The 25,718-nt window shown below is 44.0% G+C and carries 22 protein-coding genes and 1 riboswitch; of the genes, 2 read left to right on the forward strand and 20 right to left on the reverse strand.

Annotated elements, in window-relative coordinates:
* Positions 1 to 32 precede the first annotated feature (32 nt).
* Positions 33 to 1,502 (reverse strand): stage IV sporulation protein A, encoded by a 1,470-nt coding sequence (gene spoIVA, locus KNL20_RS08165; RefSeq protein ID WP_230397291.1) that lies wholly within the window; start codon positions 1,500 to 1,502, stop codon positions 33 to 35.
* A gap of 265 nt (positions 1,503 to 1,767) precedes the next feature.
* Between spoIVA and KNL20_RS08170 the strand changes: the two genes are divergently transcribed.
* Positions 1,768 to 2,760, forward strand: a complete 993-nt coding sequence (locus KNL20_RS08170; RefSeq protein ID WP_230397292.1) for a uroporphyrinogen decarboxylase family protein — start codon at positions 1,768 to 1,770, stop codon at positions 2,758 to 2,760.
* A gap of 110 nt (positions 2,761 to 2,870) precedes the next feature.
* Here the strand turns inward: KNL20_RS08170 and KNL20_RS08175 are convergent, their stop codons facing one another.
* The 15 genes from KNL20_RS08175 to KNL20_RS08245 form a co-directional block, all read right to left on the reverse strand.
* A complete protein-coding gene (locus tag KNL20_RS08175) occupies positions 2,871 to 3,725 on the reverse strand; it encodes a bifunctional 5,10-methylenetetrahydrofolate dehydrogenase/5,10-methenyltetrahydrofolate cyclohydrolase (protein ID WP_230397293.1) in 855 nt (284 codons plus the stop codon).
* An 18-nt stretch (positions 3,726 to 3,743) separates the two neighbouring features.
* Complete coding sequence (locus tag KNL20_RS08180; RefSeq protein ID WP_230397294.1) at positions 3,744 to 4,373, reverse strand: cyclodeaminase/cyclohydrolase family protein; 630 nt, start codon at positions 4,371 to 4,373, stop codon at positions 3,744 to 3,746.
* A gap of 65 nt (positions 4,374 to 4,438) precedes the next feature.
* Positions 4,439 to 6,127, reverse strand: coding sequence for a formate--tetrahydrofolate ligase (locus tag KNL20_RS08185; RefSeq protein ID WP_230397295.1), 1,689 nt, complete (start codon positions 6,125 to 6,127; stop codon positions 4,439 to 4,441).
* A gap of 127 nt (positions 6,128 to 6,254) precedes the next feature.
* Positions 6,255 to 6,815 carry a folate family ECF transporter S component gene (locus KNL20_RS08190; protein ID WP_230397296.1) on the reverse strand — a complete coding sequence of 187 codons (561 nt, stop codon included), beginning with the start codon at positions 6,813 to 6,815 and terminating at the stop codon, positions 6,255 to 6,257.
* A gap of 67 nt (positions 6,816 to 6,882) precedes the next feature.
* Positions 6,883 to 6,978, reverse strand: a riboswitch (THF riboswitch).
* A 14-nt stretch (positions 6,979 to 6,992) separates the two neighbouring features.
* The gene (locus KNL20_RS08195; protein ID WP_230397297.1) at positions 6,993 to 7,646 is read right to left on the reverse strand and encodes a DUF3786 domain-containing protein; all 654 of its coding nucleotides are present in this window, start codon (positions 7,644 to 7,646) and stop codon (positions 6,993 to 6,995) included.
* A gap of 1 nt (position 7,647) precedes the next feature.
* Entirely contained in the window at positions 7,648 to 9,594 is a 1,947-nt protein-coding gene (gene acsV / locus KNL20_RS08200) for a corrinoid activation/regeneration protein AcsV (protein ID WP_230400072.1), read from the reverse strand.
* Between the two features lie 288 nt (positions 9,595 to 9,882).
* Positions 9,883 to 10,668, reverse strand: coding sequence for a carbon monoxide dehydrogenase/acetyl-CoA synthase methytransferase subunit (gene acsE / locus KNL20_RS08205; protein WP_230397298.1), 786 nt, complete (start codon positions 10,666 to 10,668; stop codon positions 9,883 to 9,885).
* A gap of 71 nt (positions 10,669 to 10,739) precedes the next feature.
* Positions 10,740 to 12,098, reverse strand: a complete 1,359-nt coding sequence (gene acsC / locus KNL20_RS08210; RefSeq protein ID WP_230397299.1) for an acetyl-CoA decarbonylase/synthase complex subunit gamma — start codon at positions 12,096 to 12,098, stop codon at positions 10,740 to 10,742.
* A 24-nt stretch (positions 12,099 to 12,122) separates the two neighbouring features.
* On the reverse strand, positions 12,123 to 13,064 hold the full coding sequence (gene acsD / locus KNL20_RS08215; protein WP_230397300.1) for an acetyl-CoA decarbonylase/synthase complex subunit delta: 942 nt from the start codon (positions 13,062 to 13,064) through the stop codon (positions 12,123 to 12,125).
* Positions 13,065 to 13,351: 287 nt separating this feature from the next.
* Positions 13,352 to 15,481 carry an acetyl-CoA decarbonylase/synthase complex subunit alpha/beta gene (acsB, locus tag KNL20_RS08220; protein ID WP_230397301.1) on the reverse strand — a complete coding sequence of 710 codons (2,130 nt, stop codon included), beginning with the start codon at positions 15,479 to 15,481 and terminating at the stop codon, positions 13,352 to 13,354.
* 12 nt (positions 15,482 to 15,493) lie between these two features.
* The gene (locus KNL20_RS08225; RefSeq protein ID WP_230397302.1) at positions 15,494 to 16,294 is read right to left on the reverse strand and encodes an ATP-binding protein; all 801 of its coding nucleotides are present in this window, start codon (positions 16,292 to 16,294) and stop codon (positions 15,494 to 15,496) included.
* Between the two features lie 65 nt (positions 16,295 to 16,359).
* On the reverse strand, positions 16,360 to 18,252 hold the full coding sequence (gene cooS / locus KNL20_RS08230) for an anaerobic carbon-monoxide dehydrogenase catalytic subunit (RefSeq protein ID WP_230397303.1): 1,893 nt from the start codon (positions 18,250 to 18,252) through the stop codon (positions 16,360 to 16,362).
* Between the two features lie 116 nt (positions 18,253 to 18,368).
* Positions 18,369 to 19,277 (reverse strand): methylenetetrahydrofolate reductase, encoded by a 909-nt coding sequence (locus KNL20_RS08235; protein WP_230397304.1) that lies wholly within the window; start codon positions 19,275 to 19,277, stop codon positions 18,369 to 18,371.
* A 62-nt stretch (positions 19,278 to 19,339) separates the two neighbouring features.
* Positions 19,340 to 19,522, reverse strand: a complete 183-nt coding sequence (locus KNL20_RS08240) for a CooT family nickel-binding protein (RefSeq protein ID WP_230397305.1) — start codon at positions 19,520 to 19,522, stop codon at positions 19,340 to 19,342.
* A 24-nt stretch (positions 19,523 to 19,546) separates the two neighbouring features.
* Complete coding sequence (locus tag KNL20_RS08245) at positions 19,547 to 19,867, reverse strand: cobalt transporter (protein WP_230397306.1); 321 nt, start codon at positions 19,865 to 19,867, stop codon at positions 19,547 to 19,549.
* A gap of 385 nt (positions 19,868 to 20,252) precedes the next feature.
* Between KNL20_RS08245 and KNL20_RS08250 the strand changes: the two genes are divergently transcribed.
* Complete coding sequence (locus tag KNL20_RS08250) at positions 20,253 to 21,092, forward strand: aldo/keto reductase (RefSeq protein ID WP_230397307.1); 840 nt, start codon at positions 20,253 to 20,255, stop codon at positions 21,090 to 21,092.
* Between the two features lie 35 nt (positions 21,093 to 21,127).
* Here KNL20_RS08250 and KNL20_RS08255 read toward each other — a convergent pair whose 3' ends face one another.
* The 4 genes from KNL20_RS08255 to KNL20_RS08270 all read right to left on the reverse strand — a co-directional run bounded on the left by KNL20_RS08255 (position 21,128) and on the right by KNL20_RS08270 (position 25,551).
* Positions 21,128 to 22,141 carry an NAD(P)H-dependent glycerol-3-phosphate dehydrogenase gene (locus KNL20_RS08255; protein WP_230397308.1) on the reverse strand — a complete coding sequence of 338 codons (1,014 nt, stop codon included), beginning with the start codon at positions 22,139 to 22,141 and terminating at the stop codon, positions 21,128 to 21,130.
* A 73-nt stretch (positions 22,142 to 22,214) separates the two neighbouring features.
* Positions 22,215 to 22,883, reverse strand: a complete 669-nt coding sequence (gene plsY, locus KNL20_RS08260; RefSeq protein ID WP_230397309.1) for a glycerol-3-phosphate 1-O-acyltransferase PlsY — start codon at positions 22,881 to 22,883, stop codon at positions 22,215 to 22,217.
* Positions 22,884 to 24,206 carry a ribosome biogenesis GTPase Der gene (gene der / locus KNL20_RS08265; protein ID WP_230397310.1) on the reverse strand — a complete coding sequence of 441 codons (1,323 nt, stop codon included), beginning with the start codon at positions 24,204 to 24,206 and terminating at the stop codon, positions 22,884 to 22,886.
* Complete coding sequence (locus tag KNL20_RS08270; RefSeq protein WP_230397311.1) at positions 24,160 to 25,551, reverse strand: DUF512 domain-containing protein; 1,392 nt, start codon at positions 25,549 to 25,551, stop codon at positions 24,160 to 24,162. Before KNL20_RS08270 ends, der begins: the two co-directional genes overlap by 47 nt.
* Positions 25,552 to 25,718 lie beyond the last annotated feature (167 nt).

The following is a 25,718-nucleotide window of genomic DNA, read 5'->3' on the forward strand; positions in this document are numbered from 1 at the left end:
GTGAAGCAGAAAGGTATTTATGATCGGCTATACTAGATGATAATACACACCATGCCACCCTTGCTGTCGTTCACTATCTTTTGCATCGAGTCCTGTAATTTAACCTGACTGTCCTCAGTGATCTGGGCGATTTTTGTTTTTATTCCATCCTCTATTAATTGTTCCACAGACTTGCCAAATATATTCGTATCCCAGATACCTTCTTCTTGTTTGGAACTTTCCTTAATAAATGCAATCAGATCCTCAGCTTGTTGTTCCGTACCTACAATTGGCGCAATCTCTGTTTCAATATTGGCTTTTATCATGTGAATTGATGGACTGGTGGATTTAATTTTAACACCAAATTTATTCCCCTGTTTAATTACCACCGGCTCGTTCACATTGATTTCTTCTTTATCGGGAATCACGACACCATATCCGCAGCCACGCACAGATTCCAGTGCATTTTGCACTTTGACGTACTCCTCTTTCATCCTAGAAAGTTCCTTAAGCGTATGCATTAAATCATATTCTCCCTCAATAGGAACTCCTGTCATCTGGCTCATCATCTCATAGTAGTACTTCTCTTTCATATCAATCCGTACCTTAACGATACCTGTGGACAAATCCAGATTTACCAAAGAGGTATCCTTTACGTATTCGCTGTCCATCTGCATGGAATCACGCTTTATGTCCCGTACACACCGAATATTCCCGGTCATCTCTTTGACCTTATCGACCATCTGCTTTTTCACCGGATTTGTGAGTGGCAGCAATTCCACCCACTTGGGTATGTAAAACTCAACCTGACGTACAGGAAACTCATAAAGAATATGTTCCAGAATCTTAACAATATCGTCTTTTCTTAACTGATCACAATTCACAGGAATACAGTCTGCCTGATATTTATTACTGATTTCCCCTGCCATCTTCTGGGCATCTTCTCCATAAGGGCGCACTGTATTTAATAAAATCAAAAAGGGTTTTCCCTGTTTTTTCAGTTCCGAAGCAGTCTTCTCTTCAGCCGCTACAAAATTTTGTCTTGGTAATTCACCAAAAGATCCGTCCGTAGTTACAAGGAGGCCAATTGTCGAATGTTCTGATATAACTTTTTTTGTCCCGATCTCCGCTGCCTGACGGAAGGGTATCGCTTCTTCAAACCAGGGAGTTTTAACCATACGTTCTTTTTCATTTTCCATATTTCCCAGTGCATCAGGCACCAGAAATCCTACGCAGTCAATTAATCTGAGCTTGATCTTTATATCATCACCCAGGTCAACATCCATGGCATCTTTGGGAATAAACTTCGGCTCAACCGTTGTAATTAATTTACCCGATCCGCTTTGCGGAAGCTGATCTCTGATTTCGGCCTGCTTGCTCTCTTCCATAATAGGCAATGCCAGTATTTCCAGAAATCTGCGGACAAATGTAGACTTACCGGTCCTCACCGGACCTACAACCCCAACCAGGAACTGCCCCTTGGTACGGGCTTGTATATCTTTGTAAACAGCAAATGCATCCATATCCTTTATCCCTGTCCTTTCCAATATACTTCTACACTATATGTGTTTTTGAAGCAAATTATGACTGTTTTGCCTTTATGTCTCTTTGGATTACTCTGTATTTTCATTATTAAGGGTCGGTATTTTTGCTGATAAATTTTTTTCTTACATTTTAATCTCTGTATGTTTCGTCCCGATTTCGTGTATTTATCATTGTATTTTATGCATTTATTATATATAATAATATACATAGCGGAAACTATTTCAATTGTGGAGGAGGAAACATATGTTAACTAAAAAGCAGAATTTGATTGAGACCATGAAGGGAGGAAATCCGGACCGTTTCGTCAATCAATACGAAGCATTCCAGATTGTATTTCATCCGTTTATGAGTACTTCGGCAATGCCAAATCCGGGTGGACCCAATGTTGTAAATGCCTGGGGAGTTACTCTTTCCTGGCCGGAAGGAATGCCTGGGCAATTCCCGGTACATACACCTGACAAAATTGTAATTAAAGACATTACACACTGGAAAGATTATGTTAAGAAACCTCGTGCCACCTTTTCGGATGCAGAGTGGGAACCTTTCTTAAAAGTTGTGGAAGAGATTGACAGAGATGAATATTTTGTTCTTCCTTTCGTAGCACCCGGCATCTTTGAGATGACACATTTTCTTGGAGAAATACAGAATACATTAATGAACTTCTATGAAGAACCTGAGTGCATGATGGATTTAATAAAGTATCTGACCGAATGGGAATTGGAGCTCGCAGAAGATATCTGTAAACATATGAAGCCCGATGGAGTATTCCATCATGATGACTGGGGAAGTCAGGCTTCTACCTTCATTTCTCCTGCTATGTTCGAGGAATTCCTGCTTCCGGCCTATAAGCAGATATACGGATGTTATAAGGAGAATGGCGCCGAATTAATCGTACACCACTCGGATTCCTATGCCGCAACTCTGGTTCCCTATATGATCGATATGGGAATTAATATCTGGCAGGGTGTTATGACTACCAATAATATACCGGATCTGATAAAAAAGTACGGAAAACAGCTTACATTTATGGGCGGAATTGACAGCGCAAAAATTGACTATGAAGGCTGGACCAGGGAAGCAATTGCCAAAGAAGTGAAACGCGCCTGCGATGAAAACGGTAAGAACTATTTTATTCCAAGTGCCTCACAGGGCCTGGCAATGAGCACTTTCCCCGGTGTATACGAAACTACTAGCGAAGAAATTGAGAAGTACAGTAAAATCTGTTTTTCAAAATAGAATGATGATACCAGGATTGTGGGAGCACGAAGTGCGGAGCAATCCGGAGTTTCATAGTATCGAAAGAGGGAGTTTCTCACGAGAAGCCCCCTCTTTAACATATAGCTGTACTATATAGTAGTTTTCCTTGCCGCCGCCTCAACTACATGCCCAACCAATACAGAGGTTGTAACGCTTCCGACCCCTCCCGGGACAGGTGTAATCGCATCAACAATCGGCTCTGCTCTGGCAAAATCCACATCCCCACAGAGTTTTCCCTCTTCATTGACATTGATTCCCACGTCTATCACAGTCTGTCCGGCACGTAAATATGTATCATCAACGACACCTGCACGCCCCGCAGCCACGATTATTATATCTGCCTCTCTTACCACAGATGGCATGTTTTCAGTTCTTGTATGGCAGATCGTGACTGTGGCATTTTTCTTTATCAGCATCATAGCCGCCGGTTTTCCTACTACCAGGCTTCTGCCCACCACTACGGCTTTTTTACCAGTGCAGTCAATCCCATAATGATCCAGGATTTCCATGCAGGCCTGTGCTGTACATGGTGGAAATCCAATCTGTTTTCCTGTAAATACCCCTGCCATAGAACCGTCCGTCATACAATCCACATCCTTTGCAGGATCCAGCGCATTCTCAATTAAGGTCTGATTCAGATGTTTTGGCAGGGGACGAAATAGTAATACGCCATGAATCGTATCATCCTTGTTTACTTTATCAACGACTTCCAGCAATTCTGTTTCAGAAACATCTTCAGGCAGCAAAAACTTTACATATGATACGCCAAGAGTTTCACAGCGTTTGGTTGCTCCCTTCTCATAAGAGATGTCACTTCCATTCTCTCCTACACGGATAATGCCAAGAGTAGGTGTGATTCCTTTCTCCTGCAGCCCGGCTGCACGTACTTTTATCTTCTCGTTTAATGCAGCGGTTACTTCTTTACCGAGTAATTGTTTTGCCATTTTACTCTTCTCCTAATCTTATTTTAGCCTGTTCAATACACTTTCAAATACGTCATCTGCAATTTTCGAATATTTTTCCAGCATTGCATCACACTTTTCATTCAGTTTTCCGGCATATGCTTTGTCCGACATTGATTTTGTATTAATATAGACATTCAGACTGGCTCCTTTTAAGGCCGCTTTACAGCAGACTGCGCCCACACCTGCGTCACTGATTGCCAAAGTGGAACCTTTAGCACCGAATTCCACCATAAGTTCTATTGCCTCACAGCTCTTTTCCATGATTTCCATAGGAACGGAGCAGGCATTTTTCAGTGCACTTTCCATCACTCTGGCTTTATTAAGCCGTTGCTCTTCTGTCTCACGCGGCATGCCGTATGCCCTGGATAAAGGCTCGAACACTTCCGCATCACGCTCAATCAATCGAAGCAGATCCTTTTGGAGCTGATCCGCCTTTGCCTTTAGTTCATACATCTCACTCTCTACATCGGCATACTTTTTTTTACCAACAGTAAGACTTCCCACCATATTACCAAGTGCCATACCTACCGCACCTACCAGTGCGGAAGCGCCGCCGCCGCCTGGAACCGGAGCTTTGGAGCTCAAGGCATCTACAAATTCCCTACAAGATACTTCCGAAAATCCCATCTAATATGTCTCCTCCTTAAAACCGGTGGGTATGCGGACAGCACCCCACCAGCCAATATCTCCTGTCAAAACAGACCTGAAATCTTACCGTTTTCATCCACGTCAATCCGCTCTGCCGCCGGGCGTTTTGGAAGTCCCGGCATCGTCATGATTTCTCCTGTCAAGGCTACAATAAATCCTGCTCCTGCTGAAATCTTCAGATTACGAACAGTTACCTCAAAGTCAGTGGGAGCACCCAGCTTTGTCTGGTCATCCGTCAGGGAATACTGTGTCTTAGCTACACAGATTGGACAGTTCCCATATCCGAGAGCCTCCAGCTGCTTTGCCTGATTGGCCGCAGCAGCTGTTAATACAACACGCTTTCCACCATATACTTTCTGTACAATCTGATTCAGCTTATCTTCGATACTGCCTTCCAGGCCATAAGAGAAGGTAAACCCGCTGTTGTCTTCTTCGCAAAGCCTGACAACTTCTTCTGCCAGACGTATTCCGCCTTCGCCGCCCTTTGCCCATACTTCGGAAAGTGCAACATTTACACCCAGTTCCTTACACTTTGTCTCCACCAGATCCAGCTCTGCTTTGGTATCCGTAGGAAATGCATTGATAGCCACAACACAGGGAAGGTGATATACGTTTCTGATATTGCTTACATGTTTCAGCAGGTTCGGAAGACCTTTTTCCAAAGCATCCAGGTTCTCATTATTCAAATCCTCTTTTGGCACACCGCCATTGTATTTCAGTGCGCGGACAGTCGCCACGATTACAACTGCATTCGGTTTTAAGCCTGCCATACGGCACTTGATATCCAGGAATTTTTCTGCTCCCAGATCAGCACCGAAGCCTGCCTCTGTAACACAGTAATCACCCAATTTCAACGCCATCTTTGTAGCTGTTACGGAGTTACAGCCATGTGCAATATTTGCAAATGGTCCGCCATGGACAATCGCGGGTACATGCTCCAGCGTCTGTACCAGATTCGGCTTCAACGCATCCTTTAGCAATGCGCACATAGCTCCTTCTGCATGAAGATCTCCCGCTGTAACAGGTTTTTGTTCGGAAACCTTGCCATACGTGTATCCTACGACAAGTCTTGCCAGTCTTGCCTTCAGATCCAGGATATCATCTGCCAGGCACAACACAGCCATAATTTCGGAAGCCACGGTAATATCATAGCCATCCTCCCGGGGCGTACCATTTGATTTTCCGCCAAGACCATCCACTACATTTCGAAGCTGACGGTCATTCATGTCAACGCATCTTCTCCAGGTGATTTTCCTCGGATCGATGTTCAGCTCATTCCCCTGGAAAATATGATTATCTACGATGGCAGCCAACAGGTTGTTTGCCGCACCGATTGCATGAAAATCACCTGTGAAATGCAGGTTAATATCCTCCATGGGAACAACCTGTGCATATCCGCCTCCGGCAGCACCTCCCTTGACCCCAAAAACAGGTCCCAGTGAAGGTTCTCTTAAAGCAACCATCACATTCTTGCCAAGTTTCTGCATGGCATCAGCCAACCCAACGGTAGTTGTGGTTTTTCCTTCACCGGCAGGTGTGGGATTGATTGCCGTAACCAGAATAAGTTTACCGTCAGAAGCATCGGAATTCTTTAATAAGTTATAATCGATTTTCGCCTTGTACTTTCCGTATTGTTCCAGATATTTATCATCAATACCTGCCTTTGCAGCGATGTCTGTAATCGGCTGCATCTCACACTCCTGAGCAATTTCAATGTCTGTTTTGAATCCCATAACAACTCCTCCTTATAAAGAATCTTTTTGGCAAAGTGCCATTTTTTCTATAAAAACCGGGTGTTTTCTCTCCCGACTCTTATACTATATTTACTTTTTTAAGGTTCTGGGGCATGATGCGGCATACCTACGGATTGCTGCGCATTTTGTGCCTCTGCAATCCCTGTATCACATTTGTCGCAGGACTGAAGAAAAGAAGGTTCGTAATTACACAATATACTACTGTCATAACACAAAATTGAATGATACGCGCAGGCATAATTGCAAAAAAATTGAAGCCATTAAACAACACCAGACCTGCGGTGGTAAGTCCCAATGAGCTTATTACAGAGGCAAGTGTCACCCCGGCACATAGCCACATGCTCTTTTTTACCCTGCTCCCTTTCAAAAATAAAGGTCTGAACAATACCGGTATTACACCCCATAGTATAGCAGCAAGTGTAATGAGCGGATTAACAGCATAACCCTTCATGAAACAACCAACAATATCAGCAGTAAATCCCACTACGGCTCCTGCCACCGGCCCGAACCAAAGTCCTGCCAGAATTGTACATACACTTCCAAGTGAAATTCTTGCGAATCCCAGCTCCAGTACAAATACCCGGGTCAACACCAGGTGCATCGCAACCAGAGCTCCCAGAAAAACTAATGTTCTTACATCCCAACTTGTCTTTTGATGATCTTTCATTAATTTAACCTCCCTTTTTTGGTAATAGTAGTTTACTACACCAAAGGGAGTAACATCTCTTTAATGCAGTAGCGGACGCAGCATTGCATCGTGGAATTAATCTCCTTCGTTCTCAGGCAACTTCCCATCCTCAAGACACTTTACGCGCAATACTTACTCTACTATTTGCAATAACTTTCACAGCGCTTTTTGCAGTTCCTTCAGCATATCAATGGATACATCTCCAACAACTGCCATATCCTCTCCCTGATTGAAAGCCACAGGAAAATTATCAGAGAAAAGAATTTGGGCAGAGGGGGGGAATTCATCATCTCCTGCCCATAAAATCATACGGAGCCGCAATTCATTTAAAAATTCAAACTCATAGGATGCATCACCGATATCAAGCTTCTCTCCACCGATTTTGTCCATTATTGCCTCAAACTGCTCCGTTCTATTTCCAAAGCCGTATGCTAATCGAAGGATGCAGCGGCCATGAAACTGTTTAAAATACACCTCGCCCCACGGAATTTCCCTATATGTAAGGAATTTTCCAAAGGAGGGTGCCGCCGTTCCCGAAGTCAGAAACCTAAGCACAAGTATCCGTGCATTCGTCTTCTGCTCCAGAGGAAACCAGCCGATTTTCTCCCCATCCGTATGGGTAACTACATAATCCGGATGGGTGATCTTATAGGTAACTCCCATCAGACGAAGTCTGAATGTGGAGGTTTCACTATCATATGGTATACCTGTCCGCTGACTGATCTCTTCTGGCTTTAAATCCTGATAAACCTTCAAATAATGTTCAAAGGGCAGACGTTCTTTACTGTCCTTTTCGTATCCAAAATCCATATTAGTTCTCCTGTTTCATCTTATGATGCTCCACCGAGGGGAAAAGGGTCGAATCCGTATGCGGCAGGAAACAGGCGGCTACAAATTCATCCATATAGGTCGGCACCGTAGATAATTCCAGATAAGTCATATTTCGTGCCACCTCATAGGTTTTTCTCTCTGCCTGTGTGGACAGAAGCATCGTATATGCACCTGTCAAAGAGGAATTTCCGATATAGTGGAAACGCTCCATCGGTATGTCAGGCAGCATACCTATATTCACTGCATTCCTCATATTGATTCCGCTGCCGATTCCTCCGGCAACATACACATCTTCTATCATGGACACATTAAATCCAAGGGAATCCAGCATGGTTCGAATTGCAGAAAAGATAGCTCCCTTAGCACGAATAAAATTATCGATATCAACTTCTGTAATCTCCACATCTTTTTCAGATCCTGCTTCTTCCTCAAAAGCAAGCACGTAACTTCCCATGCCATATTTATCGTGCCGAATGCGTCTTCCCTCACGAATAAACTTACCCTTGGGAGAAATCATATCACATTGAAACAGTTCGTTAATCAAGTCAATGATTCCGGATCCACAGACACCGACAGGCTTTGTTCCTGCCTCTCCAATCACCTGATATTCCGGATCCATGCTGACCGGATCAATTCTGCAGGCTTCAACCGCACCATCTGTTGCCCTCATTCCACAGCTGATATCTCCTCCTTCGAAAGCAGGTCCGGCCGAACAGGCACAACTCATAAGAAAATCCGAATTTCCAAATACCAATTCTCCATTCGTTCCCAAATCGATAAACAAAGAGAAGGAAGGGCGGTTCCAGATCATACTCACAAATGTACCGGCCGTGATATCACCACCCACATAACTGCCAATATTAGGAGCCAGTATGATATGAGCATCCGGATGAATGGCCAGACCGATATCCGATGCAAACAGTGCATTCGTTTTGAAGAATGTAGGAATATATGGCTCCATCCGCAAAGAATTTGCATCAATTCCCATCAAAAGATGATTCATGGTTGTATTGGATGCAACTGACATACGATAAATATGTCTGGAATGAAATCCAATACTTCTGCACATCTGCAAAATCATAGGGTTTATGGTTTCTTCTATAATTGCCTTCTGTAATTTCTTTTTACCACCCGGCTTCTGAGATTCAATAATACGGTTAATCACGTCTGCTCCATAGCGGATTTGTCCATTTCCTGCCGATGCCTTTGCCAGTACCTCACCACTCTCCATATTGATGATTAATGCCGATACTGTAGTTGTCCCGATATCTACCACCAGGCCGCCAATCACAGCTTCTTCATCTGCACCTAAAATATCATATACGAATACGTCTCTTTCTGTCTGCCGTATTACCGCCTTCACCTGAAATCCACTGTTTCTGAAAACATCCGGCATTTTCTTTAATACAGAATATGGAATCCGGGCTATATCTGAATGCACTTGCTGCTTTAAAGCACGCTCAAATCTTTCATTGTCAGGCATTGTATCATCCAAATCAGGTGCTTTCATGGAAATCTCCACTACCCGCATAGTATTTTTCAATGGAATACCTGCTTCTTCAACCTGATGCTTTGCATGTTCAAAGATTTTTACTTCATCTGTTGAGCTCAGGTCTGCAACTTTCATTCTGCTCCTGTATGCAGACGCAATATCCGGAACACCAATCTCCACGTCTTCAATAATTGTACTGCAACAGGCCAGTCTCCATCCTTCTTCAAATTCGGTTTCGGAAATGTGCCTTGTTTTTTTAGAACTTAAGTTTCCTTTTCGAAGGTGAATCCGGCATTTTCCGCAGGATCCGTTGCCGGAACATGGCGCATCTATGGCCACATTCGACTTTCGTGCCACCTCCAGAAGATTTTCACCGAGCGTAGCAAAAGTTTCCACACTTTCACCGCTTTCAAATCGAAACGTCACTTTGTACATACTCATATGCTTCATACCCCTGTTCATAATCCATAATTTAAACCAGCAAGCACAGCACTCTAAAAACGCCTGTATAGTTTATGAATATTTTATGAATTTTCAAATATTTTTATGACTTACGACTAATTCTCAGCCTAATTCTATCATATCTGTTGGCCTTTTTCAATGATCAGCAACGAATTAGAGATTGTCTATTATTTCACGATGTCAGTTATAAAAGGGGAGATACACCATAACGAGTGTGTTGATGTATCTCCTGTTCTCTTGTCTTCAATCGCCTACAGGCTTTTACAGTTCCAGATAAGAGTCTGCATATAAAGTATTTCCCTTGAATACATCACAGGATTTAATGGTTTCCATCAATCTCTGATCACATGGATTTACAATTGCGGAGGTCAGTCCCTGCATCATGCACATGGCAACCAAAGCAGAATCCATAATCGGACGAATAGTTTTTGGCATACCATTGGAATTATTAGAAAGCCCGCCGGTTGAATTCAGCCCCATATCACTGAACATTTTGATTGCTTCCAGTACTTCCATCTGCTTATCCTGCATTCCTTTTACAACTACAAACAGAGGATCAAACCAGAGATCTGTAGGTTCCATGCCAAGTTCCATGCCATGCTCCAGCATCGTCTGACAATGAACCATACGCTCATCATTGTCAGATGCTATTGGTCCGTTGGAGCAAAGAGCAATTACGATGGCATCATTTGCAGCTGCCAGATCGATGTAGCTGATACGATCCCCTGCATCGGCTGAGTTAACGATTGGTTTCCCCTTTGACCGATTATATACAGAGATACCTGCTTCAATAGCTGCTTTATTCGCTGTATCCAGCGCCAGTGGTACATTGTCAAAATTCTCCTGTAAAAGTTGAACAGCCCATTTCATCAAATCAGGTCCATCGTTCTCAGCCGGTCCTATATTGACATCCAGATAAGTTGCTCCAGCCTCCAACTGCTCTTTCCCTCTTTTTAAAATTGCTTCCGGATTACGTGTTGCAAAAGCTTCTCTGATCGCCGGGGAAATACAGTGTATTCTTTCACCGATTGTAACAAATTTAGCCATGGTTTCTCTCCTTTTTTTCGGACAGTCAAAACATCTCTCAGGTAATGACTGTCCATTCTATGTTTTCGTATTTACATTTGGCCGTTCGCCTGCATATCTTTCAGGAATTTCACTAACTGCACAGCCTCAAGAGGAGCTACAATAACCTCCCAGCCTGGCAGCTTTGACTCAATGTCACCCTTCAGTACGGCAACCTTACCGGGAATGATTAGTTTTCTGGATTTCACCTTGTCTTCTACATTCTCAAGGAAGAATTTCGACACAGATGTTGAAGAAAGTTTTCCGGCTGCCCATGCTGTCAATACAGAAAGTCCACCTGCATCTGAAATTACCAGGTTCACCGGGACACCGGAACGTTCCAGTTCACCGGATACAAGAAAGTATGTAAGTGCAAAATCTACTGTAGTAAGACAGATGGCATTCTCATCAGCACCGTTGATCGGATAAATACCCGGGTCCACCTTCATTGGCTTTTGCGGATCTGTAAACAGGTTCTGTCTTAAACCGAAAAGCGGAAGTGCCATAGCATAGTCCACCTCTTCCACAATTACAACAGAACCATACTTCATGGTGAACATAGCTGCAAGTGCCTGCTGGTACGGTCTGTCCCCCAATGCGAGTCTTGCTGCATTTACAATAGAAGGATATCCAAAAGTTCTGTCAGAATCCTTCAAAGCAGCACGACGCACCTGAACAGCATTAGCAAAGGTTTCTTTTACGCTTTGACCTGTTACGTCCAAAACGAGATTCTTATTTCCGAGTTTTTCCAATGCTGCCGTCGTATCATATAATTCATTGATATCTGTGCCGCTCACACCCAGGACTACACCTGCGCTTGTAGCAAGTTCGGACATAGCCTCGTAGTTGGATGCATCAGCACCATTTAAAATCGGCTTTCCATCCTTACATATATCCAACGCTGCTTTTGCAACAGCTGTGTCCTTACAGGAAAGAATCAGACATCTGCCCGTAGCAGCAGCTTTTTTTACCATCTCAATATATTTGTCGGCAGAATCACCTTCTATATAGTTTACATTGACCATCTCGGTATACATATGTTCACCGATACGCTCATAGTCAACACTGGCAATCGAATTGATTCTCTCGTCTATGGCTGCATCGTCCATGGCCGTACATATGGATGATGCATATCTTGTCTTACTTACTAATGTTTTCTCATGTCTGTACAGTACGGTCTCTCCGCCAAGCGTGTATGCAAAGTCTCCTGTACCGACTTTAATCGTCTTCATCGGAGGTGCAGTTGCCTCAGACAATTGAGCTAGAGCATCCTCAGACATATATGGGCAAGCAGAGATATCTACCGCACCCTGGGCAACCTTCATTGAGAAAGCCATACATGTGGGTGAGCCACACTCTTTACAGTTTTTCTTTGGTGTCATCTTAAATATTTGAATACCTGTTAATGCCATGATTTTTATCCTCCTGTTTTCACATTACACTAATTCTTTTATCATCTTTGCAATTGTTGCAACGGATTGCGGATGTTTTAAAATTACGGCATCAGAACCAGACACTAAAGAAGCGGCTGCTGTCTGAATTTCCATGGAAACACCACGTGTGTCCACCGGACCCCATTCTGGAACATCCGTCTCTGAAGCAGTGGATTCTTTAACTACCCATGTTTCAGAAGAAATAGGAGTGATAATTGGCATCTGCAGCATCTTGTCATCCTGTGAAAGTGCTGCTGCTTTAATACGGTCCATTGTAGATATTACATAATCATATCCGTAACCGGCAGCTGCGGTCCCAATATTCATAACGATACTTTCCGGTTTTACATTCAGCTGTGTCAGTACCACGTTAAGCTGTTTTGCAAGGTTAATATCAACTGCAGACTCCGCTCCGACCTTCTGATCATAAGCCAGACCGACTGCAGCACCAATCGTTTTATAATCTTCTTCTTTTGCTGACAAAAACAGTACATTCTTTCCCTGAAGAGCCTCAGCTACCTTAGGAAGCAGCTGGCCGTCTTTTTCAACATTTTTACATCCTTCTACTACAAGAGGAGCTGTGATGGCATCTGCAACTTCTTTTGCAGCCGCTACCAGTTCTTCGATAGACTTGTCTGCACCGTTTGGATCTCCGCCTTCCAGACGCAAGCATACAAAATCTGCTCCCTCCATAACTTCAGCCTTTTTTGCAATTTCTGCTAAAGTTGTGCATCCTTCGTAGTAAGCTTTTACACCTTCCGGCTCATGTTCCAGGCCCATGTCGGAAATCTCTGCTCCAACCTTCGGACCGTCACCTGTGGAACCGTCAAAAGAATAGAAAGGGAATGTGCTTTCTCCTCCTAAGGATATTTTCTTATCGCCACATCCGAGTTCTACTTTATTAATGGATGCATTGAACTTTTGTGGTTTGCAATTAAACGGCATTTTAATAGCCTCCTTGTAAAATATTGTGTTTCGGTATTTGTTGTTGCGTTTTTGGCAGACGTCCGTTACATCCTTGCCCTGGCTCGATTCCGCTTTGCGAAATCATTGCTTTTAGGGCTTGAAAACCTGGGTTGTGGCAGACGTCCGTTACAGTTTAGCCCTACCTCGATTCCGCTTTGCTTCATCTCGTTAGGGCAGAGCGCCCTATAAATTTCCTATGCTCCGCGCATACGAAAGCTCGCTTTCGTATGCGCAAATCATAGGAAATTTGCATGGCTAAACTGTAACTACATCATTGGTTCCATTCCCAGTGCGGGGTGGTTTTTTTCGGTCAGCCATGCTACCAGTTCTTCCGGGTCTGTGGTAACTGTTTCGTCTGCAATCATGTCACAGAAATTATCAATACCATAGAGTTCTTTGGCTGTCTCGTTAACGCGGTCTGCTACCTGATCTTTCAGATCTTTTGGCATCCATACGATTCGTTCAATACCGCCTTCTGCCTTCATGAATTTCTTTGATGCAATAAAGTGTTTTCCGTGTCCCATAAATCCTGGTGTCTGAACACCGCCGCCGGTCATGGAAGCCAGTTCCGGGAAGGTCATTCCAAGAGGTGTCAGGCCTGCATATTCACGGTTTGCTATGCATACACCGTTGGAAAATGGCTCAATACCGCAGATACACTCAAAGCATCCGCAGGAGGTCATCGGTTTTTCCATGATAGAATATAAAGATACATCCTCCAGTGCGCCCTGCGAAAATTTACGGACAGCATCATTTACATCTTCATATTCACCAATTCTTTCATCAATCAGTTTTTCTTTTGTTATTACCTGACAGGGTCCGTTGGGATCCAGTTCGTTGGTTGCTTTCGCATCCAGCCATGATACCGCACCGCACAGTCCAAGTCTTTCAGGTGTAACGACACATACATGAGATGGTGAAAATGCCTGGCACATAATGCAGCTGTAGTATACAGGCACAGACTCATCCGTCATGGTTGAAAGTCTTTCATCACGCTTGTTGAATGCAGGTATTGCAATCTCATGACGAATCTTTGTACAATCTTCAGGATTCGTATAGATCTTAACCTGACATTTGTCCACGACAGCCTCAAACTCATTCTTCACCTGCGCATACAGAACCTCGCCCAGATGTTTTGCACGGAAGCCGGCATTATATGCATCCTTGCTGATACGAACACGAATCATGTCACGCTGTCCGGTATGCATTACTCCTTCAATACAGTTGATATAGCTATGGAATTTACGCTCGAATACAGGTTCAAAATCAGACTGCATACTCTTTCCGGCAACTTCCACAACATATGCAATACTGTGCTTACTTCCGACTTCAAATTCATCAAAGTCAGGGCCGATCAGTTCAATCTTGTGATCCTCAATCTCGTTCATCTCTTTGGACTGAACAAGTTCACAGCAGTCCACACGAGAACCGTCAAACTCAACCTGCATGTCTCCGCGCCGGATAATCTCACCTTCAAATGCCGATGCAAATGCAACCGGAATATCGATATTGGTAATCTTGATTTTAATGTCACGCGCCTCCAGTGACGTTGCATTAAACTTGCTCACGTCAGTCTGTACAATCAGGCTCTTTGGTACACGGAAGATGTTTTCTGTTTCGTTTGTGACAACAGGGAAACCGAGAGCAATTGCACCTGCACCACAGGCAACAACAACATCATCCAACGGTCCGAAAGCATTAACAAAGGCCGGCACACGTTTAAACGTATACTCCATCAGAGCTGCTGAATCACCTGGTTTGATATTACCAAAAATAAGTGCGGCACGCAGTGCAACAGATACTACGTGAATTACAGAGGTAATATCTTTTCCAAGAGGAATCACACGTACATTGGCACCTGTTTTATACCCGGTCTCTGTACACTGGTCAATAATGCCGCCAACCAGAGTAACCAGGATACCCTGCGCCTGATAACTTTTTACGAGAGCCACACCCTCTTCCGGTGTGGGAGCAGCTCCTATAATAACTGCTACACCGGGAATGTCACCTGTAACAAGCGGAACACCCAGTTCACGAATCACAGCATCTCCAAGATGTCCGTACATCGGTTCTGCATATGGATCTGCACCATCGATATATTTCAGAACCTCAATAAACTCCGCACATAGTGCAGTGGCAACACCTGACATGAACGCATCGTTCAGACGGTTTTCCCTTGTCATCAGAGTTTTTACAACACCAAGAGCTTCTTTCAGCTCTTTTAAATTCGTCACCTTTGTTCCCGTTACAGCATAGTAACAAGGCAGTGAGTAAGCTGTATCCGGAAACTTCACAGCTTTTTCTTCGCCGTACTGTGCGATGGCGTTATCAATAGCGCCTTCTGTAAGACCAAATACGGCATCATTTCCGCTAAATACTCTTTCGAATAATGTCACTGTTATCTCCTCCTATTCGATTGATCGTTCGAATTTCTGTGGCTGTCCGGCCACACGGTCGATTTTTTCTTTAACTAACTGGATTTCATCCACCGCCTGTTTGCTGAAATCATACGGTGAGCATCCCTGCCGGTCCGCGTCAATAATCTCAGAATTATAGTGAATGATTCCGAGTAAATCTTCATCCGGTATCTTTTTGCGGATAAATGCTTCATCCTCTTCATCCCGAACCTTGTTTGCTACCACATGCACCTTCTCCACACCAAGATCGTGGGCCAGACGTTTCACATTCTTATAAGTCTGAACACTTCTGGCACCAGGTTCAATAACAACGATAAACTGATCCATATTCTCTGTGGTCCCACGTCCGAGATGTTCAAGTCCGGCTTCCATATCCATAATCACCACATCATCACGATGTAAAACGAGATTATTGATAATGCGCTTCAGCATTACATGTTCCGGGCAAACACATCCGCTCCCTCCGGTTTCCACCGTTCCCAGCACCAAAAGCTTTACTCCGTTACAGGTTTTGCCATAAGTATCAGGTATATCGCTTACCTTTGGGTTCAGTTTATAAAATTGGTTTTCCGCATTAGCTCCGGTGCGCTCCTCAATCAGTTTGCGCATCCTGCTGACAGGAACAATAGAATCCAAAACCTCTTCTGAAAAGCCAAGAGCCAGTCCCAGATTAGCATCCGGATCTACATCCGCTGCCAGAACTTCTCTGCCTTCATCCGCATATAACCTGGCAAGAGTTGCGGCAAACGTGGTTTTACCCACGCCGCCCTTTCCTGTCACTGCAATCTTCATATTATTTCATCTACTTTCGATCTGTTTTTATTTGCCAAACAGTGCAGCCGTCAGGCTAACTGTATTTAGATTCCCAGCGCAGCTCTCTTTTCTTCAATACGTTCAATCATCTTGTCAACCAGTTTTTCAATGTCAGTTTCCACAGTATAGGCTGCTTCCGTCCATTCTCTGGTTCCGCTGGTCAGCATCTCAACCATCTCACTGGAGCCGGAAGCGTATGGGTCAATACCAAGGAACGTATCAATACCAGTACCGATAACATAGTTACCAATCGAAACTGCCTTTTCAGACATCCATTCCGGAGCACATCCCACAACAGGAAGCTGGGATATATTCAAGCCGGAATCTTTAGCCAGTTCAGAAGAAAGAACCATCATACGGCTGATATCAACACAAGATCCCATATGGAGTACCGGAGGAATATCCGCCAGTTCACAAACACGTTTCAGACCTGCGCCGCAGAACTCTTTCGCTCTTTTATCCATCAGACCTGCTTTTGCAGCAGCCTGAGCAGCACATCCGGAGGAGATGACAACAATGTCATTAGCAATCAGTTTTTTCATCAATTCAATATGTGCATAGTCAGGACGTATCTTCGGATTATTGCATCCTACCATCGCCACCGCACCGCGGATAACACCGGATGTAATACACTCCAGCAGCGGCTTTGTAGTTCCGGTTTCGTCCACCTGTGTATTTGTCACGCCGTCCAGAACCTTCACAAGAGCTTCCAGTGAATAGCCAACTGTAGCCTTCTGCTTCATATCCGGGATATGAACCAATTCCGGTTTTCTGTTCTGGAAGTTATCAATTGCCATCTTAACAATCGCCCTGGCATTTTCCCCGGCAGTTTTTGCACTGAAGCGGATAAATTCCGAATCAGGCATCTGGGCGATCGGAGATGTCGTTATGAATTTTGTATGAAAACATTTGCTCAAAGGCCCAAGTGCCGGGAAGATGCACTGTACATCAACTACAATCGCTTCACAGGCACCGGTCAGTACCACATTTTCCTGCTGCAGGAAGTTTCCTGCCATAGGAATTCCGCGGCGCATAGCTACTTCATTGGAAGTACAGCAGACACCGGAAACAGTGATTCCTTTTGCGCCCTTTTCTTTTGCATACGCAATCATCTCAGGATCGTCTGCATATTCACAAATCATCTCCGAAAGCGAAGGATCATGTCCGTGTACTACAATATTCACATTCTCAGCCACCATAACACCCAGGTTTGCTTCGGTGTCAATCGGCTTTGGAGTTCCGAACAAAACGTCAGAAAATTCAGTTCCCATCATGGAACCACCCCATCCGTCTGCAAGTCCACAGCGGATCGACTGCTTTACCAGTGCTTCCGGCTTAGACGAGCATCCCATATGGGTCATATGTAAGGATCTGGAAACCTCACGGTCTATAGCATGGGGAGCAAGTTCATTCTTTTCCCATAATTCCTGTGTATGCTTCGGTGCTCTCTTCAGGAATCTCTGTGTGCCAAATGGCTTGCCATACTCCATCAAGCCCTCTAAAGCAACCTCATGTGCCAGATCATAGATGTCTTTACCTTCTGTTTCAATATCCCATTCTTTTGCAATGCGGAGCAGTTTTTCCGGATCTTTTACTTTGTAATTACCATCCGCTGCCGCCTCATATAATGTGTGACAGATTTCACGGCCGTGGTCAGAGTGTGTTGCAGATCCGCCGGCTGTGAATTTCAAATAGTTTCTTCCCACGATTCCGTGAACATCACACCCGCATACGCCTTTGGGTGCCTTCGGGGTTACACGGCATGGTCCCATACTGCAAATACGGCAACAGACACCAGTTTCACCAAACTTACAGTGTGGAGTCTGGTTCTTTACTCTGAACTGCCATGCGTCCGCGCCAACCTTGGCGCCTGTCTCCAACAGTCGATTGGTTGCCGCTTCAAATTCTTCAACTGTTGTCATTTTGAATTCGCTCATATAATCCTCCTTGTAAGAAATGCCTTAGCTCTTTCTTTCCTGCCGGTCATCCACTCCTGCAGGATTATTTATTTTTATTCAGCCTCTCCTCCAAGAGGCAAAATAAACCAGTTTAATCATTTCAACGTGCGGATTCCGGCTCGATCCAGAATTTCTTTACTGTTTTTCCATGTATTCATGGCATAAAGATGTATACCATCAACCCCAAGTGCCATGTATTCATGAAGCTGGTTAACGGTATAATTAATGCCTTCCTCTCTGAAAGCCGCTTTTACTTCCGGCAGATCATTGCCATCCGGATCTTTGTCAAACCAATGATGTGAAATCACCTCTGCCAGTTTACGCGGAATTGCACAGCCATTACGTGACAGGCACATGGAAATTACGGAATCCTTGTTCACTACAGGCATCACTCCCACATCCACAGGCATTGTAATTCCTGCTTTGCGTATAGCGTCCAGCCAGTACTTAAACTGTTCCATGTCATAGGTAAGCTGCGTCATAATGTAATCAGCACCTTCATCCTGTTTCTGTTTCAGATGTGCAATGTCAGCTTCTAAAGTGCCACATGCAATATGCCCTTCCGGAGAACCCGAAGCAGCAATCTCAAACTTATCACCAAATTCCCTGCGGACAAATGCAATCAGGTCTGTGGCATAGTCAAAATCGCCATTCGTGCCTGTCCAGCCATAGGGAAGATCTCCACGCAGTGCAAGCATATGATCAATACCCTGATCCAGATAGTTCTGCAGCTGTTCTTTTACTCCTTCTTTCGTATTGCCTACACAGGTAAAATGAGTAACCGGAATTGTGTTGTTGCCGGCTTTTTGAATCATCTTACAGACTTCCAGATTTTTCCCTACATTGCTTCCTCCGGCCCCATATGTACAGGAGATGTAGTCCGGCTGGAATTCATACAGATGTTCCAGACAGCCTTCCAGTTTCTGCATGCCGTCATCGGTTTTTGGTGGGAATACCTCAAAAGAAAACATGGTCCTCTTCTTCATGATATCCGTTAGTTTCATTGATACTACCTCCGCTTCCATTTTTTACATTTTTTATTAAAAGCTCATAAATAAGCTTTTATTTAATCGCACTGCAGCTTAACAACACTGTTGGCAAGATCCACCATCAGGATTTTTCCCTGAACCTTTGTTTCATCTCCCATGATATCCCGGATCACAACAGCATCATTAACCACATCTATTCGGGAGACATTTCTGCATATGACAGTATTATCACTTTCTTTAAATACAGTTGCCAGACACATCTTCGTCAAACCTCCTTTTCCGGTTTATTGCCCTTTTACTAATGTCAGTGCCAGACTCAGACGCATATTGCCCTTCTGAAAATCCGATACAGCTTCTTTAATTTGCTTTGCAGCACCATCCATTCCCAGTTTTTCCAAATTATCAGCCATCTGATCCAGTTCCTGGGCATGGTGCTCGTTATGGGAGAGCATGTAACTCAGCAAAGCAATACTCTCATCTTTATGATCATGGGTACACTCCTTGCAGGAATGCTCATGCTCATGGCAATGTTCATGTGTTTCACAGTGGTCATGGTTATGTCCATGCTCTATGGGGTTGCCATTCTCATCGTTTAATAAATGCATAAACGGCTCCTTTCCTTGTATAAGCAGCGCTTAAATGCTGCTATAAAAAATATGATAGACTCAATTGTTAATATTATAACTCACATTTTTCTTAAAATCAATAGATGTCCCCAAGATATTCGTGACATTTCATGTATTTTTTTTGATACTATACTAAAAATTATGTATTTTAAACAACGTTTTAATTACAATCTTTTGTTAGGAGAAACGCTGTTCCTGTCCATATTTCTCTATATGTTCATACTTATGTATTACTTTTTTAATATATTCTCTTATTGTTTGTTTACATTTATATGTTAGAGTGTAACGTAGTATTAAGGCTCAAAAGGTCTTGCGATGAGAAACAGAAGTGCAAGAGATGATAAGAACATAGGAGGTGGACATCATGTCATCAGAAATACCTGCATTTTTACTTAACGATGAGCGTCCCATGCCTAAGGCGGGGTTTGGAGTATATAAAATAACGGGAGATGAAGAAGCAGCCCGCGCACTGGAAACTGCGTTGGAAGCAGGATACCGGCTGATTGACACCGCGTCTGTGTATAAGAATGAGGAAAGTATAGGAAAAGCAATCCGCTCTTCCAATATTTCCAGAGAAGAATTATTCATAACATCTAAAGTATGGAACACTGCGCAAAGAATGGGGGATATCGAGGGTGCCTTCAATCGTTCTTTAGAACGGCTAAAGCTGGATTATGTAGATCTCTATCTGATACACTGGCCGGTGCCTGGATGCTATGCAGAGACTTGGAAATTATTGGAAAATATACATCAATCAGGACGGGCAAAGTCAATCGGCGTCAGTAATTTTGGAATTTCGCATCTGGAACATCTTTTTGAGATATCAGGTATTATTCCTGCTGTTAATCAAATTGAATGCCATCCGCTCTGGAACCGGAAAGAATTGGTGAAATATTGTCAGGAGCGAGGCATTGTGGTACAGGCTTATGCCCCTGTTGCAAGAGGCGCTTATGCAGACCGTGAGATTCTGACCTGTATTGGTAAGAAATATGGTAAGACAGCCGTTCAGGTTGGATTACGCTGGCTGATTCAACAGGATATTGGCATTATTCCCAAATCTGTCAGCAAAGACAGAATTCTAAGCAATATTGATATTTTTGACTTTGATCTGACCAAAAGCGAGATGGAAACAATAGATACACTGGATGAACATCTGAGAACCGCAAGTATACCGGATGATATGGTTGGACAAGGTGTAGAATAAAAAGAAGGGGCTGTTTTTTTCACAGCCCCTTCTTTTTATTCTTCCCATAGATCCGCTTCAATCTCCATCTTCTTATCTCTGAGCATCAGTTCTCTTACTGCATCGGCAGCAGGTTTATCTTCGAACAGGACTTGATTTACAGCACGGATAATCGGCATATCAATCCCGTACTTTTCTGATAACGCCAGCCCGGCCTTCGCAGAATAAACTCCCTCCACAATCATCTGAACCTCATCCATGGCCTCCTTCATTGTACGTCCCTGCCCAATCAGGTACCCGGCCTTTCTGTTGCGGCTGTGGACGCTGGCGCAGGTAACGACCAGATCCCCAATTCCCGAAAGTCCGAAAAGGGTTTCCGCCTGTGCCCCCATAGCAACTGCCAATCTGGAAATTTCTGCAATACCTCTCGTAATCAGTGCCGCCTTCGTGTTATCACCGTATCCCAGGCCATCCGCCGCTCCTGCTGCAAGCGCGATTACATTCTTTAGTGCAGCTCCTATCTCTATCCCGAGAACATCCGGACTTGTATAGACACGAAATACCGGACTCATAAATAACTCTTGAATATATTCTGCCGTGCTCTTTTTCCTGGCACCCGTCACAATCGTGGTGGGAAGACCTTTGCCAACTTCCTCTGCATGACTGGGCCCGGAAAGCACAGCCACTACTGCCTGCGGTATCTCCTCCTCAATAATTTCACTCAAGGTCATCAGGGAGTGATCTTCGATTCCCTTTGCAACATTGACAACCAACTGTCCTTCTTTTATAAAAGGTTTCATATTGTGAGCCGTACTTCTGGTATATGGCGAGGGCACCGCCAGCACCAGAAGATCTCTGTTCTCGCATGCGCCCTGCAGATCCGAGGTAAAGAGCATATCTCCCGGCAGGATAACACCGGGAAGCTTACGTTTATTTTCCCGTTCGCTGGTAAGCCTCTTCACCTCATCCTCCATAAGGGACCAGACAGTTATCTCATGACCATTGTTATGCAAAAGCCATGCAAGTGCAGTTCCCCAGCTTCCAGCTCCTATAATACTGATATTTGCCATGTCTTCACCTTTCTTTCCGGGGCTTTTTTGACCCCTATGATGCACGGATTGTTATGACCTTTTGACCCTGGCATCATTTCATATCCTTCGATGCTTCTCCCGTTTTCGATTTCTTTAGATAAGTCTTTCGTTCCGTACCCTTTATCAGCTTTAATATATTGGACCGATGCTGCCAGAACGCCAGCATAGCCAGTAAAATCGCCAGTATATACATCTCCGGTATGTATTCAGAAGGCAAACCAAGTCTCCCCGTCTGCCCCATAAAAATCATGCCTGCCACAAATACAATATAGACCAGAAGTGACCCTAGTGAAACATAATGTGTAATCAGAAAAATACTGAAAAACACCACAATTTCCACGAGTGTCAATCTCCAGTCAAAAGAGATAATCAGGCCGGCTGTGGCAGCGATACCCTTACCCCCTTTAAAATTCAGGTAGAATGGGAAATTGTGTCCGAGTATGGTACCTGTTGCCGCGTATAAGCCAAGCAGCCTTACGATATCCTGATGGGAATTCCCATAAACCACTCTCACAATTAAAACAGCCACGATACACTTGAGGCAGTCCCCCAGAAGCGTAATCAGACCGGCTTTCAGGCCCAGCGTTCTGAGCGCATTCGTTGTTCCCGCATTGCCGCTTCCATATTTTCTGATATCTATTCCATGCATCCTTCCATAGATGTATGAAGTCTGAAACAGACCGCAGCAATATCCTATAATCAGACATATAATTCGTTCCATCTATTTCTCCTTCCGCTCCCTGATAATAAACTTTAGAGAGGTACCTCTGAAACCAAAAGTGTCTCTTATACGGTTTTCAAGGTATCTGGTATAGGAAAAATGCATCAATTCCTTATCATTTACAAAGATAACAAAGGTCGGCGGTTTCACGGAAACCTGAGTAATGTAAAATAATTTCAACCGTTTCCCCTTGTCTGACGGCGGTTGCTGAAGTGCCACAGCCTCAGTCATTATTTCATTAAGAACACCTGTCTGAATCCTCATAGTCTGGTTTTCCAATACCATGTCTATGGTATCAAACAGCCTGACAAGCCGCTGGCCCGTTTCAGCAGAGATAAAAAGAATCTCAGCATAAGGAATAAATGACAACGTTTCTCTTACACGGTTTGTAAACTTATAAACTGTTTTATCATCCTTTTCAATTGCATCCCACTTGTTGACCGCTACTATAATTCCCTTTCCCCGGTCATGAGCAATCCCCACAATCTTTGCATCCTGTTCTGTCACACCCTCTGCCGCATCAATCACAAGGACTGCCACATCCGCCCTGTCCACGGCCGTCACCGTACGTATAATGCTGTAACGTTCCAGTTCTTCCTTGACTTTGCTTTTACGGCGCAGGCCCGCAGTATCTATGAATGTATACTCTTTGCCATTATGCTCAATAACCGTGTCAATGGCATCTCGTGTTGTTCCTGCTATATCGGATACAATCACCCTGTTTTCACCCAGGAGTTTATTAATGATAGAAGATTTCCCCACATTCGGTTTTCCAATAACGGCGATTCTGGGAATATCATCTTCCGCTTCATCTGTCATCTCTGTGTCAAAATGGCTGACCACCTCATCAAGCATGTCTCCAAGACCCAGTTTGCCTGAAGCAGAAATTGGAACAGGCTCGCCAATTCCGAGATTATAAAATTCATATGTGTCCAGAAGGTGCTTTTCAAAATTGTCTACCTTGTTAACAACCAGAATCACCGGTTTTTTACTGCGGCGAAGCATGTCTGCCACCTTGGAGTCAGAATCTACCAGCCCCTGTCTCACATCTGTGATAAAGATAATCACATCTGCCGTATCAATGGCTATCTGTGCCTGCTCCCGCATCTGCGAAAGAATAATATCTTTACTCTCCGGCTCAATACCTCCTGTATCAATTAGAGTGAACGTGTGGCTCAGCCAGTTTACATCCGCATAAATGCGGTCTCGTGTCACACCCGGTGTGTCCTTGACAATCGAGATTTTTTCTCCTGCCAGGGCATTGAAAAGTGTGGACTTACCTACATTCGGCCGGCCCACAATTGCTACTATCGGTTTGCTCATACATCTTTCTCCTTCTATGCGTCATCACCATATCTTCTTCCACTATGGCTTTTACAAATTCTTTCCCGGGCTCATCCACCACGGCGATGGATACATCCAAAGCTTTTTCCAGCTCTTCTACAGTCATATCGTCCAGAAAAACATTTTCTCCCTGCCTCAGCATATTACAGGGAATCAGAAGCCTGTTCCCCAGTTCCTTTTCCCGGAGTTGTTCCTTCAGGTCCTGACCTGTAATCAGTCCTGAAACTGTAATACGCTCTCCAAAGAAAACATTTTTGACAGGATATAGATTCACATGGATCTCCGGATATTTTTCCCTGATTTTCAAAACATATTCCTCTATATAAGGAGCGGCCAATACTCCGGTGGCTATAGAAAGCTCTCTTGTCCGGCCATCACCGGTCCGGAGCTTCAGCTCATCCATGATTTCCGTCTTTAAGAGCCGCAGCATCCCCACGCCATTTTCCAGCTGGAGATATCCATCATATGCTTTTTCTCCGGGAATCGGCCAACCGGCCAAATCATACCATTCGTCAGAAGCATGGATAAAGTGAAGTCCATATTCAGGGTAAAGCTTATTCTGCCACCTGTGAATGATTTCCAGAACCTTCTGCGCATCCTCTTCTGTAAATGGTTTCAGCGGATAAAGTCCCTCTCTGTAACGTGACAGGCCTACAGGCACCACAGAAACACTTCTCAGAAATGGCAGGTATCCGCTTAACTCACGGATGCTCCGCTCAAGCTCTTCCCCGTCATTGACTCCTTTACATAATACAATCTGCCCGTTCATCTCTATTCCCGCATCAAACAGCCTTTGTACCTTTGGAAAAATATCCCCGGCAAACCGGTTATGCAGCATCCGGCACCGGAGCACAGGGTTTGTGGTATGAAACGAGATGTTGATGGGCGCAAGGCGATATTGTATGATCCGGTCTATGTCGTGGTCACTCATATTGGTCAGGGTGACATAGTTTCCCTGTAGAAAAGAGAGACGGCTGTCATCGTCTTTAAAATAAAGCGTTTCCCGCATGCCCTTCGGCATCTGATCGATAAAACAGAAGATACAGTTGTTACAGCAGGAGCGGTATTCATCCATAAGCCCGCTTTCAAAAGTGATTCCAAGATCCTCCTCATATTCCTTTTCGATCTCCAGAACCCACTCCTCACCGTCAGCTTTCCGAACACCTAATTCTATATATTCGTCATTCGTCAGATAATGATAATCAAAAACGTCCTCAACCATCTGACCATTGATTGTAAACACTTCATCTCCCGGCTCCAGTTCCATCTCTTCGGCTATACTGCCGGGTTCTATCGTCTTAATAATATGTTTGTTTTCTTTCATTTTGCCTCCGTATCGTAATAATAATAACAATTCCATCTCTAAAAAGCAAGTAAATTCAAATATAGAATCGCCTCTTTTACCTTGACTGAGGATTTGGTTTAATGATATGATACGAAGGTCAAAAAGTTGTACATTTCATGTCTGCATGAAAAAGGACAACATTGGGA

It is taken from the genome of Novisyntrophococcus fermenticellae (genome assembly GCF_018866245.1).
GTDB lineage: Bacteria > Bacillota > Clostridia > Lachnospirales > Lachnospiraceae > Novisyntrophococcus > Novisyntrophococcus fermenticellae.

Coding starts and splice junctions, on each gene's coding strand:
- acsC (WP_230397299.1), bottom strand. CDS start 12,098: ATGGCATTAACAGGTATTCAAATATTTAAGATGACACCAAAGAAAAAC.
- KNL20_RS08235 (WP_230397304.1), bottom strand. CDS start 19,277: ATGAAACTAACGGATATCATGAAGAAGAGGACCATGTTTTCTTTTGAG.
- KNL20_RS08250 (WP_230397307.1), top strand. CDS start 20,253: ATGTCATCAGAAATACCTGCATTTTTACTTAACGATGAGCGTCCCATG.
- cooS (WP_230397303.1), bottom strand. CDS start 18,252: ATGAGCGAATTCAAAATGACAACAGTTGAAGAATTTGAAGCGGCAACC.
- acsV (WP_230400072.1), bottom strand. CDS start 9,594: ATGTACAAAGTGACGTTTCGATTTGAAAGCGGTGAAAGTGTGGAAACT.
- KNL20_RS08185 (WP_230397295.1), bottom strand. CDS start 6,127: ATGGGATTCAAAACAGACATTGAAATTGCTCAGGAGTGTGAGATGCAG.
- KNL20_RS08270 (WP_230397311.1), bottom strand. CDS start 25,551: ATGAAAGAAAACAAACATATTATTAAGACGATAGAACCCGGCAGTATA.
- plsY (WP_230397309.1), bottom strand. CDS start 22,883: ATGGAACGAATTATATGTCTGATTATAGGATATTGCTGCGGTCTGTTT.
- KNL20_RS08175 (WP_230397293.1), bottom strand. CDS start 3,725: ATGGCAAAACAATTACTCGGTAAAGAAGTAACCGCTGCATTAAACGAG.
- KNL20_RS08170 (WP_230397292.1), top strand. CDS start 1,768: ATGTTAACTAAAAAGCAGAATTTGATTGAGACCATGAAGGGAGGAAAT.
- KNL20_RS08255 (WP_230397308.1), bottom strand. CDS start 22,141: ATGGCAAATATCAGTATTATAGGAGCTGGAAGCTGGGGAACTGCACTT.
- acsD (WP_230397300.1), bottom strand. CDS start 13,064: ATGCCGTTTAATTGCAAACCACAAAAGTTCAATGCATCCATTAATAAA.
- KNL20_RS08190 (WP_230397296.1), bottom strand. CDS start 6,815: ATGAAAGATCATCAAAAGACAAGTTGGGATGTAAGAACATTAGTTTTT.
- der (WP_230397310.1), bottom strand. CDS start 24,206: ATGAGCAAACCGATAGTAGCAATTGTGGGCCGGCCGAATGTAGGTAAG.
- spoIVA (WP_230397291.1), bottom strand. CDS start 1,502: ATGGATGCATTTGCTGTTTACAAAGATATACAAGCCCGTACCAAGGGG.
- KNL20_RS08225 (WP_230397302.1), bottom strand. CDS start 16,294: ATGAAGATTGCAGTGACAGGAAAGGGCGGCGTGGGTAAAACCACGTTT.
- KNL20_RS08245 (WP_230397306.1), bottom strand. CDS start 19,867: ATGCATTTATTAAACGATGAGAATGGCAACCCCATAGAGCATGGACAT.
- KNL20_RS08195 (WP_230397297.1), bottom strand. CDS start 7,646: ATGGATTTTGGATACGAAAAGGACAGTAAAGAACGTCTGCCCTTTGAA.
- acsE (WP_230397298.1), bottom strand. CDS start 10,668: ATGGCTAAATTTGTTACAATCGGTGAAAGAATACACTGTATTTCCCCG.
- KNL20_RS08180 (WP_230397294.1), bottom strand. CDS start 4,373: ATGGGATTTTCGGAAGTATCTTGTAGGGAATTTGTAGATGCCTTGAGC.
- KNL20_RS08240 (WP_230397305.1), bottom strand. CDS start 19,522: ATGTGTCTGGCAACTGTATTTAAAGAAAGTGATAATACTGTCATATGC.